Consider the following 13,407-nt stretch of genomic DNA (forward strand, 5'->3'; position numbering starts at 1 on the left):
TACTTTTACTATAAACATAATTTTTGACACTATAACTTAATATATCCTATACTTGAGAAAATTGCTAAGGAATAGGAGGAAATATTAAAATGAGTAATTCCGAAACAGTTAAAATGAACGTTAAATCAGGTGCTGCTGATAAAATTAAAAAGAGTGTGAAAGAGGGGCAAGTTGTTTTATTATCGTTAAACGACGGCTCTAATAAGTACTCTAATATTGCTGGCAGTTGTGCTGCCGGAACCCGTTTTCAATTTGTGGTCTTGGATAAGCAAGATCCAGACTTTTCAATTAAAGTTGAAAATAATGCGGGCTTTGACTTATACACAAGTCCTGCAGAAATGCAATACTTAGGCAATAACTTGGTAGTTGATGAAAAGAATGCAGCAATCAGCTTAGCTGACGACAGTGGCGTGATTGATGCTGCTATGACCATTAGTGAAAATAATTAGTGTGATAAACTGATAATATTTAATAAATAATATTAGATTTTAAACGGTTCCAAAGGAACCGTTTTTTGATATTAAAAATCACAGTAAAATGATCTAGTACGAGCAAATCTTGCTTCATTATAGCTTAAGTGGTAAACTATATGAGATTTTCGAAAATCTGAAAGGAAGTATAGTACTATGCGTAAAGGTGAGAATTACAACACTGGTTGTGAACCAAGCCAAAGACCTAAGAACAAGAGAAACGGCAAGAAACGTGTTGCGCACGTGGCAGCAGTTGTTGCTTTCTTGAACAAGGCCAAAGCAGACGAAAATAAATAGTTTGTTTTTAAATAAGACTAAAAGGTGGATGACATTACGTCCACCTTTTTTTATTATCTTAAATTGAGTAGAATTGAGTTAAATATTAATGTCTTATTTTAAGGAGAACATTCAAAAGTGAAGTTTCAATGCAGTGCGTGCGGTTTGCGTATCAATGCCAAACATTTTAAACAAGCAGGTTTGGTTAATCCTAAGTTAACCAGTATCTGTGATCTGTGCATTCAAAGAGGAGAAGTGCCGGAGAATTTTGCCAATATTGCAGTGAAAGTCTTTGGGCAATGCCTACTGTTTACTTTTGTCGGAAAAGATGAAGACAATGGCAATACTTCTTTTTTGGTAGCTAAAAATGACCTGCGCAAGCGTTATGAAGCCTTTATTCAGGATTATGACGGCAATGAATTAGCCCAGCAACAACTAGCAGCACATGATTTTAATCAAGCGGTAATTGACAGCGAGACAGGTCAAACTGGCTTTATACCCAGTAGCGAATTTACTTTTGCTGAAAACTTAAGGAAATTAGGCTTAAGCGTCGACTTTAAGCTCAATGAAGTGGATTATATTGACCGCGAGCGTATTCGTGCCAAATACCATTATCGCTGCCAATATTGCGGCAGGCGCGGCCGCAGCGTTGATCACAAAGATCCGGTTTCACTGTCACATAATAATGATTTTGACAACCTGATTTTATCCTGCACGGAATGCAATCGTATTAAGTCCAACATGCCCTATAAATTGTTTGTCAGTCTGAATAATGAAATTCCTGAAGTTAACCAAAAACTGGTCAAATATGAAAATGCTCTTGCTACATTGAAGGGTGAATTTGAAGAAAGACGCCGAGAATTAGCCGCTAAAATGCATCTTAAGGGTGTGGTTAATGATCCTGAACTTGACCAGATGCGTAAGCAAAACAAAAAATTGCAGGATGCAATTGATAGCTTGGAGAGCGATTATACTGACTTGCGTTCTTTACGCGAGCAGCACTTTATGACTGGCTGGAAGCTGGCGCAAGTAAACGCAAAAGAAGATATTATTTAGTTTTTAAAAGGCTTACAATGAAATTGAGAGCAAAAGGAGGTCAGAAAATGAAGTCAACTAAATTCAAGCAAAATATTTTAACAAAAATAGGCATCAGTATGGCTGCCGCAGTCTTGGGCATGATGAATGGCGTTAATCTGGTGCAGAATGTTTCTGCCAATTCAGTAACACCTGCTGCTAACGGTCAAACTGCAAAAACAACACCGGCTGCAGCCAGCACTAGCAATAATCAGCTAGGTTTTTGGACTGGAACGGATGGCAGCTGCACTTGGCAATATGATGTCCTTACTAATACGCTGACTATTAGTGGTGCTAAAGGAGCACAATTGTCAAGCACACCTTTTATTAAAAAATTTAAATGGGCTGGAAGTATTGAACATATCGTTTTTGAAAGTCCGTTTAAGTTGTCTGCAAATTCAAAAGAAAAATTTGCTAATTTGAGATATTTGTCTGATATTAAGGGTTTAGAGAACGCTGATACTAGTGAGGTAACCGATATGTCTGGTTTATTTGCCGGTGATATGAACCTTAATAGCTTAGATATTAGTAGGTTTGATACCGGTAAAGTTACAGATATGAGTAACATGTTCTTTAAATTAGGTATGGATAATGCTACTGCCATAGCAATAGATTTGAGTAAATTGAATACCGCAAATGTAACCACTATGAACAGCATGTTTGCGGCGGCCAATTTTAAAAAGCTGGATTTAAAAAATTTTAATACTAGCAAAGTAACCGATATGGCAAATATGTTTTCCGGTACCAAGGCAGAAACGATTAATGTAGATAGCTTTGATACCAGTAAAGTACAAAATATGAGCGGAATGTTCAATAATTGCCTGATTAAACAGCTCGACTGCTCAGGCTTTAATACCAAAAACGTAACGGACATGAGCAACATGTTTTCTCATAGTATGGACATAACAACTCTAAACTTGAGCAATTTTAATACTAGTAATGTTCAAAATATGAAAGCTATGTTTTTTGGAGATTCCAATTTGACCAATTTGGATTTGAGTAATTTTGATACTAGTAAAGTAACTAATATGTCAGGTATGTTTTCAAACGATACAGCATTAAAACAACTTAATTTAACGGGTTGGGATACTGCCAATGTTACTGATATGAGCACTATGTTTGCTGGATTAAAAAATATGGTTAGCTTGGATATTAAGCACTTTAATACCAGCAAGGTAACTGATATGTTTGGCATGTTTGAGGGTGCTGAAAATTTAATTGATTTTGATATTAGTAATTTTGATACCAGCAAGGTCACTAGCACCAGCTATATGTTTTCTGGTATGAAAAAAATTACCAGCTTAGATTTAAGCCATTTTAATACTAAATCCAATAAAAATTTGTCTGAAATGTTTAGTGATGATGACAACTTAAAGACGGTTAATTTGAAAGGCTGGAATACCAAACGGGTCAGGAGTATGAGTCGCATGTTTAAAAACGACCCGCAGCTGGTCAATATTAATTTAAGTCATCTTAAAACTAATAGTCTCACTGAAGCTTATGAGATGTTTAAAAATGATCGGAGTCTCAAAACTGTTGATTTACATAATTGGAACACCCGTAAATTAACTGAAGTAAGTGAGATGTTTGCTCAATGTCCTAATCTGACTAAAGTTAATTTACATGGCTGGCACATGCCTAAACTGACTGATTCGACAGATATGTTTATGCAGGACAAGAAATTAGCAGGGGTTGATCTGACTAATTTTAATATTCATAACAGCAGGATTTTAAATCAGGCAGGCAATCCTAAAGGATTTGCTGTGAAGCTGGGCCATTACCGTTTGCGTAAAAGTTCAGGTGTAGGTCAGGGATTTAAGCACATTCAAGCTGTAGGCAAAGGAACAATTAGAAAACCTAAAGGCAAAAAATATACTGCAAAGCAATTATTTAAGCTGTATAATCACTCTGCCAAAAAGAGCCCTAGAGAAACCTATGTCATGTATAACGGTAAAAAACCACAGTTACCAAAATCATTTCATTTTTGATTTTTAGTAAAATAAAAGGATTAGCTCATTGATATGATCCTCGAAATTATCTTAATTTGGGGGTCATATCACATTTCAGAACTAATCCTTTTTTGTTTGTCTTTCTAGTAAGCTTTAGGCGAATTCAGGGAAGTTTAAAGTTTTTATCTGTTTTTTAGTGGTTTTTAACAGCCAGATTGCCTGATCTACTTGTGCCAGCGTCGCTTTGCTCGACCGTAAGACAACAGCAGCATTAGCTAAAGCATAGTCATAGCTCTGCATAAGTCCATCATAATGGACACTCTCGTTAATAGTTTGCTGTCCAGAAACAAAGTCTTTCTGGAGCTTCACTTTATCGCTGTCGGTTGCTACCTTTTGTTTCTGCTCGGCTGCTAACGAAGTGTTTACAGGAGAAAGTTTTATGCCCCAGCTAAATTTCACATCACTTGCTTTGACGAAACTGTTAGCTGCTATTATTTTTTCACTGGTGGTGAGAATGGTTGGCCCATATTTTTTGTCAGTCACCGGGGCCTTCAATTGTGTGCCATCATTATTGATAAGGGCTTTTCTATCTAAATTGTTACTCAGAAGGTGGTAATACAACTCAGCTTTGTTTGTAGCCCCATTCCAAATATAGAACAAGCCATCAACATTAAAGTTAGACTGCTTTGCAGTGTTAAAACTAATCCCAACAGGTTTTCCTGTGGCATCATAGAGTTTAACGTTTGCAGTAGTCTTTGCAGTAACAAAACTATAGGTTAAATCAGAGTAGTCGGTCGTTGGTAAGTAATTTCTCAGGTTGATACAGTTTTCATCTATGTATTCATTATGATGATTATGCAGGCGGAAAATATAGCCTTCAAAGTCTTCTGCCCAAGGTTCAACGGCTAAATCAACTTTTATTTTCTGCCCCTTTTTTAAAATGTGTTTGGTTTTCTTTTCGTTTAAAGTCTGAGTGGCTGTCTTTTTGAGAACGGTGGCCGTTGTAACCCCATTGTAAGTTAGAGGATAACCATCTAAGCTTGCAACATTATAGGCTTTGACATAGCGATTTTTACCAATGGCATAATAATTTTTCCCTTTAATTTTTGTGAGTGGCAGATAGAAAATATGCTCATTGTTGTCTGAGTTAAAGTATTTAGTATAATAGTATTTTGGTTTTGCTTTAACTTGTTTGACTTTGCCTTGATATTTAACGATAGCTCGCTTAGGTAAAGTGTGGCCACTCTTGTTACCGGCTTTAGTATAAACAGCTGATTTTTGTAATAAAACTAATTTGCCCTTTTTACTGTTTTTACCGTTAACTTCCTTGACATCTGCAGCATTAATGTAGCAACCTTTACCAATATTATAGAATTTTTGCCCCTTAATTATTTTGGTGCCATAGTATTTCATAACATCTGCATTAAAGCTATAGATATACTTATAACCACTGGCATCATCTTCCGCATATGGCAGATATTTTTTCTTGTTTTTAATTTTATGACCATGTTTATTATAAAGATGGGCACCATAGATTAAAGTAATTTTACCCTTTGCGGCCTTTTTACTGCTTTTAGCAGCCACTACTGTTTGTATTTGATTGCAATTTGCTAAAAGTGGAGTCGCGACCAGTGCTAAAATAGCCAGGCTAATTCCAATTCTTTTTGTCAGCTTCATAATTTACCCTCACTATCTCTACTACTTTCTGTCAAATTTATTATAACCTAATATAGGGGTAGTAATACATGTCTTACAGTAAAAGAATAATAGTCTGGCAAAGTTTAACTTAAGTTTTAAATTATTAATTAGTTTTAAGTAAAATACCCTTATAATTAGAATAAGAGAAAAGAGGCGTCAAGATGAAATTACCAAATTTAAGCAAGTTTAAAAAAACTGGCATAGGTATTGCAACGATGGCATTAGGTTTAGTCGTAACGGTGCAAACCAATTTAACTGTAGCTGCTGCAACAGAACCTCCTACTGCTGCCCCAATTAGTGCGACAGGTTTGCCATTTGATGCCGGTCTTTGGACTGGCACTGATGGCAGCTGTACGTGGAAATACGATGTTATTAGTAGAACTCTGCGGATTAGTGGCCCGCAAAAGAGCAGTCAATTATCCAGCACACCATTTTTAAAGCAGTTTAAATGGTCTGGTAATATTGAGCATATTGTGTTTGAAACACCAGTTCAAATGGCTCCGAATTCGGCAGAAAAGTTTGCCGGTCTTGAGTATTTGGAGGATATTACAGGTCTCGACAAAGTTGATACTAGTCAAGTGACAAATATGGCTTTGCTTTTTACTAATGACAAAGCTCTAACTAAAGCTGATGTGAGTCACTTTGATACCAGCCAAGTGACTAGCATGGAACGAATGTTTGACAACACAGCCTTAACAGAAGTAGATTTGAGCAGTTTTAATACCAGCAAAGTCACTAATATGAGTGGTATGTTTAGAAACAGCCCGATGCGACGTCTTAATCTGAGTAGTTTTGCTACCAGCCGAGTGACCAATATGGCAGAGATGTTTGCGGATAGCGATGTGGCAGAACTTAATCTGGCTAATTTTGATACTAGTAATGTCACTAACATGGCTGGTATGTTTGCTGGAATAAAAGTTCCTGAACTAAATCTTAAGCACTTTGATACCAGAAAAGTTAATAATATGTCCGATATGTTTTCCAGTACCCAAAATTTGTCAAGTCTTGATCTGAGTAATTTTGCTACCAGTCAAGTGACTAATATGGCGGAAATGTTTTCGGGCAGTAAAGTTATTCACTTAAACTTGGCTAATTGGGACACCAAAAAAGTCACCAGTATGAAAAATATGTTTCAAGGGTGTTCTAACTTAACTAAACTTGACTTAAGTGGCTTTAATACTGGTAATGTTACAGATATGGCGGGGATGTTTGCAAAATTCGCTCACTTGGATCAGCTAAATTTCAGTCACTTTGATACGAGTAAAGTTAAAGATATGAGAGAAATGTTCGCATACAATCCAGCTGTTACTAGTTTGGATTTAAGCAGTTTTGATACCAGCAACGTTACTAATATGATCTCGCTGTTTTCTGGAGACAGCTCTTTGGCCAAACTCAATTTAACGGGTTGGAACACCAAGAACGTACGCTGGATGAATTCAATGTTCAGTGGCGACAGCAGTCTAAAAGACATTGACTTGAGGCACTTTAATACTGCCCAAGTTACTGATATGCTGAGGATGTTTAAGGGTGCAAAAAGTCTTGAGCAGCTTGACCTGCATACTTGGGATACACGCCAGGTTACCAGGGTCAGCCAAATGTTTATGGACTGTGATAATCTTGTTTTTGTTGATTTGCGTGGCTGGCGGTTACCAAAAATGTACGATTCAACGGAAATGTTTACTAATGATCAAGAGCTCGCTGGAGTTGATTTAAGCCATTTTAATATTCATAATAGTCAGATTTTGAAAAATGCTGGTAATCCAAAAGGCTTTGCTGTCAAGCTCGGTCATTACCGCTTACGTAAGAGTTCAGGAGTAGGCCAAGGCTTTAAACATATTCAAGCTGTTGGCAAAGGCACAATTGTCAAACCTCGGGGCAAGAAGTATACTGAAAAGCAATTGCTAAAACTGTATAACCATTCGGCTAAAAAGAGTCCAAAAGAAACTTATGTTATGTATAATGGCAAAAAGCCCCAGCTGCCTGAAGGGTTCAAACTTAAATAGATAAGACAAAAAAGGCTAGTTCGTTTTAATTACGAATTAGCCTTTTTGTTTTATTAGTGAAGAAATAGAAAATTATTTTAATTTACCTTCATCAATAAGTTTATCGTCACGTTTTGCCAGTTTCTTGTTATGTGCCTCATAACCTTTATCAGATAAGTCGGCATTAAACTTGTATCCCCGTTTCTTTAAAGCATTAATATCTTTTTCCATTAATGGTGTATTTACTTTAGGATGTTTCTTATAATATTTATAATCGTTTAAATAATTCCCATATACTATAACATCACTCCAGCCTTCATGTTTCTTAACCTTATTTTTCTTAGGAGAATTTACTGGTTGTGGCTTCAGATCACCCGATGGTTTAGTAGTAGGAACATTTTCCAATTTAATCTGTCTGTTTAACCATTTAATTTCTGCATTAAGATATTTCTTGAAAGTCTTGGCATACTTAGTCTTATAATTTTTAAAATGCTTCAAGATCTTCTTGTAAAGGGCTAATTTTTTAGTCTTATTCGTTAGCTTCTGCCCCTTCTTGATGTTCTTATTGAAATAATTATTTGCTTTTTGGTGGCGTTTTGACCAAGTTTTCTTAGTTTTGTGGATATTGGTCTTTGGTTCGGGATCATTATCTTGGATAGGTTGCGAAATTGGTTCAGCTACAGGGCAAGATATTTCTGATATTAATACGTGGGTATCTTGGATAGGTTGCGAAATTGGTTCAGCTACAGGAGTTTCAGTTTTATCTGTTGCACTTGTGTCTGGATTATTTGTATTAGTGTTGGTATTAGTATTTGTATTTGTTTCGTTAGTTGCAGCGACATCTGCTAAAACAGCTGAAGTTTGACTAATAACTGGCGCTAAAACGGTAATACCCGCGACAGCTGCAACAATAATATTTTTATGTAATTTCACTTTGGTTTACTCCTTTAAATTTGATTTCAATAATTTTTATCGCTAGGCTGGTCATCACGTTTTGTCAGTTGATAGCTGTTTTTTAATAATTAGTAGCTAATGAACCAGCATTAAACTGATAGTCTCATTTTTGCCATGCTCTACATATTGTCTATTATATTTGCTTGGACTATTTTAGTAAAACTAATATTGCTCTGACCAGTAGCCATTTAATCACCGGGAGGAGTAGACATAGTTGTCAGCTGCTCTTTAGCGGTTTTAACATACCAGACAGCTTCATCTACCTGCGTGACAGTTGCCTTATCAGACCTTAACATAGCAGAAGCGTTTCTTAAGGCACAATCATAATTAGACATAAGATCATGATAAGCGCTATTTTGTGCTAGATCTTTTCCTTCATTAAAAAGTGTGAGCAGTTCCTGTTTGTCAGCTCCTGTCGCAATCTTTTGCCCATTTTCAGCCTGCGCAATTGTATTCAGTGCTTTTAACTTTAACCCGCTGACGTATTTCACATCGTTCACCTTAATAAAGTTATTGCCATAGATTAGTGCTTGCTTTTTTGCAGGGTAAGTTGGCTCTGAATTTGGCACCGGGTTTGGTTGCTTGGCATCAATCACACTAGCGTCACTGTAATTTAAACAATGATAAAACAGTTCCGCCTTGTTTTCCTCGGGTACCCAGAGATACATTAAGCCGTCAACTGTCAGATTACTGTATTGCGGCTTTATAATACGTTTACCAGTTGCCTTACCAGCTGTGTCATAAAGTTCAACGCTGTTGTCTGTCACTGGCGTAACGTAAGTATAAACTAAGTCGCGATAGTCAATGATAGGCAAATTCTTTTTCAATTTAACATCGTCTTCATCAACATATTCATCCGGATAGTCGTGCAGTCTATAAAGATAACCCTCAAAGCCATCATTTTGGTAAGGAATAACAGTTAAATCAAGTTTAATCTTCTGTCCTTTTTTCAGTTTACGTTTAACGGCAGAATAATTTACCGTTATGCTGGCGGTGTTCTTAAGAACAGTCGCTGACGAAACACCGCTGTAGCGAGCAATGTGGCCATTAATATAGCCGACATTGGCTGCTTTAATGTAACTATTATGTCCTAAAGAGTAAAAATATTTTCCTTTTATTTTGTGGGCAGGTACGTATTTGGCTTGGAAGTACCTTGCGACATCATTAAGGTAGTAAAAATATTTGGGTGTTTTAGTAGCAGTCTTAGCTTTACCTTGGTACTTAACAACTGTATTAGTTCTTAGTTTCTTTCCCGTTGTTTTGCCAGTCTTGGTGTAAATCAGTGCATCGTGTTTGATAGTCAATTTACCTTGTGTGATATTGCGCCCATTGACTTTTAAAACATTAGCACTATTAATGTAATAGTTATGCCCTAAGTGGTAAAATTTTTGTCCGTTAATTTTTTTAGTGCCGTAGTAGGGATAACTGGTTCTACTGTCATCATCATAAACTATCATTTCTGTAGTCAAATAGCCCTTGGGATCAGAGCTAAAGCCGTTAGGAATGTTATAGCTATGTGTACTCTGATTTTGCTTCAATTTTATTTTATGGCCTGACGGGTTGTAAACATAATCGCTCTCAAGCAGAGTGACTTTTCCTTTGGTTTTCTGAGCTGCTTCTACCGTTTGGGAGTTAGCGGTATATGGCAAAAATAGACTAGTAGTTATAGCCAAGGCTGTTAAGCCAATGCCAACTTTCTTGAAAAATTTCATTTTATGACCTCGCAAAAAATTACTTATGTTAATATCATTGTACCCTAAACTGCTGCTTAAAATTGTTTTATTATATAAATTGTTAGAACTTTTGTCTGGTTTACAATATTTTGGCAAGGGTAAAATGATTTTCAAAACATTCAATAAATTTAAGCAATAAAAATAGAGTTAATCCACCATAAAAGTGGACTAACTCTATTTTTTAATTTAACTCCATTCGGCGAAGTTTAAAGTACTTAATTGAATTTTGGTTGTGTCAAGTAGCCAAATTGCCTGTTTTACTTGTGCAATCGTTGCTTTTGGAGATTGTAAAACAGAAGAAGCAATCATCAAAGCATTATTATAATTACTTACTGCACTTTGTTGCTCACACTTAACATTCTTGTTATTCTTATTTTCCTCAAATTTTCTTTGCAATTCTTGCTTATCCTTATCTGTTGCTACTTTCTGCTCGCTTTCAGCGTCTTTGGCAGTATTGAGAGGGGTAAGTTTAATTCCACCGGCAAAAGTAACATCACTAGCTTTGACAAAACTGTTAGTATAGCGAATCTTATCTTCTGTCGATTCAATTAGTTTATTGTTTTTGTCAAGCTCTGGTTTTTTAAGGTCAGTACCATCGTTATTAACGAAATAGCTTCTGTCTGTTCTGTAGGTTAAAAAGTGGTAAAACAATTCTGCTTTGTTTGCGCTAGGTACCCATATGTAATAAAGACCATCAACGGTCAAGGGGCTTTGATTACGATTCCTGTAACTAATGCCTGTTGTAGTGCCGTCAAAATTATAGAATTTAGTATTTGTCGTCGTATTAGGCCTTACATAGGTGAATGTAAGTTCATCGTAACTTGATGTTGGCAAATAGTTTCTCAATTTAATGTAACTTTGACCAACATATTCGTTAGGATAATCGTGCAGACGATAGATATAGCCTTCAAAGTCTTCTGCCCAAGGCTCAACCGCTAAATCAACTTTAATTTTTTGACCCTTTTTGAGAACGTGCTTAGTAGAATCATTGGTTAATGTTTGAGTTGTCGTCTTTTTGAGAACAGTAGCATAGGTAACGCCATTGTACATAAGGGGATACCCATCTATACTATCAACGTTATTTGCTCTAATATAACGATTTTTCCCTATTGCATAACAGTCTTTACCATTAACAGTTGCTGTCGGCAAGTAATAAAAAGTTGCCTTTTGCTCAGAAACGTTAAATTTTGCAAAGTAATATTTTTGCTTAGATTGGGTTTGCTTAACCTGGCCCTGATAGTTAACGACTGATTTAACTGGTAGAGTCTTGCCTTTTAGTTTACCTGTTTTAGTATAGATCGCAGATCTGTGATTCAAAACCAGCTTACCAGTCTTAGAGCTTTTACCGTTAACGTTATTAACATCACCGTCATTAATATATTCTCCTTGACCAATTTTATAGTATTTTTGCCCATTAATCATTATTGTGCCGTAATAATCTAAGGAGTCGACATCAAAAGAAGAAACATAGCAGAAACCATTAACGTCTGGTTCAATTACAGAATAATTCCCGTTTTTTCTTGCTTTAAGTCTTTGACCATATTGATTATATACGGGTGCGTCATTGACTAAAGTAATTCTGTTTCTAGCTAGTTTTTGTGCTTTTGGCGCAGCTTGCACTGTTTGAATATGATTTAGACTTGGTAGCAGCGGACTAATTGTCAACACTGTTGCGGCTAAGCCAAGACCAATTTTCTTGAAAAATTTCATATCTTCACCTCATAATATCTATTTTTTTACTTATTATCATTGTACTGCAAACTAGTTAATAAATTTATCTCAAACAAGCGTTCGATTATTTTTGCTTGCTAACAAATGCTTGTATAATTAGGTTAGTAAGTGTCTGAAAGTAAATAAAAAGAAGATGTCATGATGAAGCAAGAATCATTATTTGCAAATAGTGGACAAAATGAACCATTGGCTAACCGTGTACGTCCCCAAAACCTAGCTCAATTTGTAGGGCAAGAACAGCTGCTGGGACCGGGGAAAATATTGCGGGAAATCATTGATAATGACCAAGTTTCCTCAATGATTTTTTGGGGACCACCGGGAGTAGGTAAAACAACTTTGGCGGAAATAATTGCCCGGCAGAGTCAGGCGAGTTTTTTCAACTTTAGTGCAGTTGACAGCAGTATTACTAAAATCCGCAAGATTATGAAGCAGGCTGAAGCAGAACACGAAGTAGGACAAAAAACGCTGGTATTTGTTGATGAAATCCATCGTTTTAACAAAGCACAACAAGATGCTTTTTTACCCTATGTTGAACGTGGCAGTATCACGTTAATTGGTGCCACGACCGAAAATCCTTCCTTTGAAGTTAACTCGGCGCTGCTTTCACGCTGCAAGGTTTTTGTCTTAAAACCGCTTGAAGTCAAAGATATTATCAAGTTATTGCAAAATGCTTTGCATAACCCTAATGGCTTTGGTAAGTTAACCGTTAAAATCAGTGAGCAGGAGATTAAAGCCATTGCCAAATTTGCTAACGGTGATGCCAGAACAGCTTTAAACACGCTGGAGATGGCAGTTTTAAACGGCAACAAAAATGGTAATACGATCGCTGTGACTATGGATAGTCTGGAACAATTAATCACGCAAAAGTCAGTCTTGTATGACAAGGACGGAGAAGAACACTACAATATCATCTCCGCTTTGCATAAATCAATGCGTAACAGCGATGTAGATGCGGCAATTTATTGGCTGTCGCGGATGCTTGAAGGGGGAGAAGATCCGCTTTATATTGCACGCAGACTAGTGCGCTTTGCCAGTGAAGACATTGGCTTGGCAGACACTAATGCACTGAATGTCGCGGTCAATGTCTTTCAGGCTTGTCAATTTATAGGAATGCCGGAATGTGATGTGCATTTGACGGAAGCAGTGATCTATCTGTCACTTGCGCCAAAGTCAAATGCAGTTTATAAAGCTAGATTAGCCGCTGAAGAAGATGTTAAGAAGACGATAGATGAACCAGTGCCTTTGCAAATTCGCAACGCTCCGACTAAGTTGATGAAAGATTTGGGCTATGGTAAAGGTTACCAGCTGGCGCATTATGCTAAAGACAAGTTAACAACAATGAAAACTATGCCACCGAGTTTAGAGGGACACGAATATTATTTGCCGACCTCGCAAGGCCATGAAGACCGCTTTAAAAAAAGGCTGGAGCAAATTAAAGAATGGCACAGAGAACACGATAAATAGCCTGAAATTGTTCCTAAAGTCAGGTTTCATTGGTTAGATTATAATGTGGCACTTCTATTCAAGTGCCAACTAAAGA

10 protein-coding genes are annotated in these 13,407 nt (G+C 36.7%); 6 read left to right on the plus strand and 4 right to left on the minus strand.

The genetic code is table 11. The features are described from left to right. Nucleotides 1–89: 89 nt before the first annotated feature. From Q0R51_RS00250 to Q0R51_RS00265, 4 genes are all read left to right on the plus strand, one after another. On the plus strand, nt 90–449 hold the full coding sequence (locus tag Q0R51_RS00250; RefSeq protein ID WP_294755842.1) for an iron-sulfur cluster biosynthesis family protein: 360 nt from the start codon (nt 90–92) through the stop codon (nt 447–449). A 177-nt stretch (nt 450–626) separates the two neighbouring features. Continuing rightward, on the plus strand, nt 627–767 hold the full coding sequence (locus Q0R51_RS00255; protein WP_294755844.1) for a hypothetical protein: 141 nt from the start codon (nt 627–629) through the stop codon (nt 765–767). A 117-nt stretch (nt 768–884) separates the two neighbouring features. Continuing rightward, entirely contained in the window at nt 885–1,802 is a 918-nt protein-coding gene (locus Q0R51_RS00260; protein ID WP_294755847.1) for an HNH endonuclease, read from the plus strand. Between the two features lie 47 nt (nt 1,803–1,849). After that, nucleotides 1,850–3,808 carry a BspA family leucine-rich repeat surface protein gene (locus Q0R51_RS00265; protein ID WP_294755848.1) on the plus strand — a complete coding sequence of 653 codons (1,959 nt, stop codon included), beginning with the start codon at nt 1,850–1,852 and terminating at the stop codon, nt 3,806–3,808. 114 nt (nt 3,809–3,922) lie between these two features. Here the strand turns inward: Q0R51_RS00265 and Q0R51_RS00270 are convergent, their stop codons facing one another. Then, nucleotides 3,923–5,446 carry an SLAP domain-containing protein gene (locus Q0R51_RS00270; RefSeq protein WP_294755851.1) on the minus strand — a complete coding sequence of 508 codons (1,524 nt, stop codon included), beginning with the start codon at nt 5,444–5,446 and terminating at the stop codon, nt 3,923–3,925. A gap of 182 nt (nt 5,447–5,628) precedes the next feature. Between Q0R51_RS00270 and Q0R51_RS00275 the strand changes: the two genes are divergently transcribed. Continuing rightward, nucleotides 5,629–7,470, plus strand: a complete 1,842-nt coding sequence (locus tag Q0R51_RS00275; protein WP_294755853.1) for a BspA family leucine-rich repeat surface protein — start codon at nt 5,629–5,631, stop codon at nt 7,468–7,470. A 72-nt stretch (nt 7,471–7,542) separates the two neighbouring features. Here the strand turns inward: Q0R51_RS00275 and Q0R51_RS00280 are convergent, their stop codons facing one another. The 3 genes from Q0R51_RS00280 to Q0R51_RS00290 form a co-directional block, all read right to left on the minus strand. Beyond that, nucleotides 7,543–8,382, minus strand: coding sequence for a hypothetical protein (locus Q0R51_RS00280; protein ID WP_294755855.1), 840 nt, complete (start codon nt 8,380–8,382; stop codon nt 7,543–7,545). Between the two features lie 209 nt (nt 8,383–8,591). Further along, nucleotides 8,592–10,115: an SLAP domain-containing protein gene (locus Q0R51_RS00285; protein ID WP_294755857.1), complete on the minus strand. Its 1,524-nt coding sequence runs from the start codon at nt 10,113–10,115 to the stop codon at nt 8,592–8,594. Between the two features lie 207 nt (nt 10,116–10,322). After that, on the minus strand, nt 10,323–11,846 hold the full coding sequence (locus tag Q0R51_RS00290; RefSeq protein WP_294755859.1) for an SLAP domain-containing protein: 1,524 nt from the start codon (nt 11,844–11,846) through the stop codon (nt 10,323–10,325). Between the two features lie 162 nt (nt 11,847–12,008). Between Q0R51_RS00290 and Q0R51_RS00295 the strand changes: the two genes are divergently transcribed. Continuing rightward, the gene (locus tag Q0R51_RS00295; protein ID WP_294756142.1) at nt 12,009–13,331 is read left to right on the plus strand and encodes a replication-associated recombination protein A; all 1,323 of its coding nucleotides are present in this window, start codon (nt 12,009–12,011) and stop codon (nt 13,329–13,331) included. The last annotated feature ends 76 nt before the right edge of the window (nt 13,332–13,407 follow it).

The organism is uncultured Lactobacillus sp. (genome assembly GCF_946477725.1).
GTDB lineage: Bacteria > Bacillota > Bacilli > Lactobacillales > Lactobacillaceae > Lactobacillus.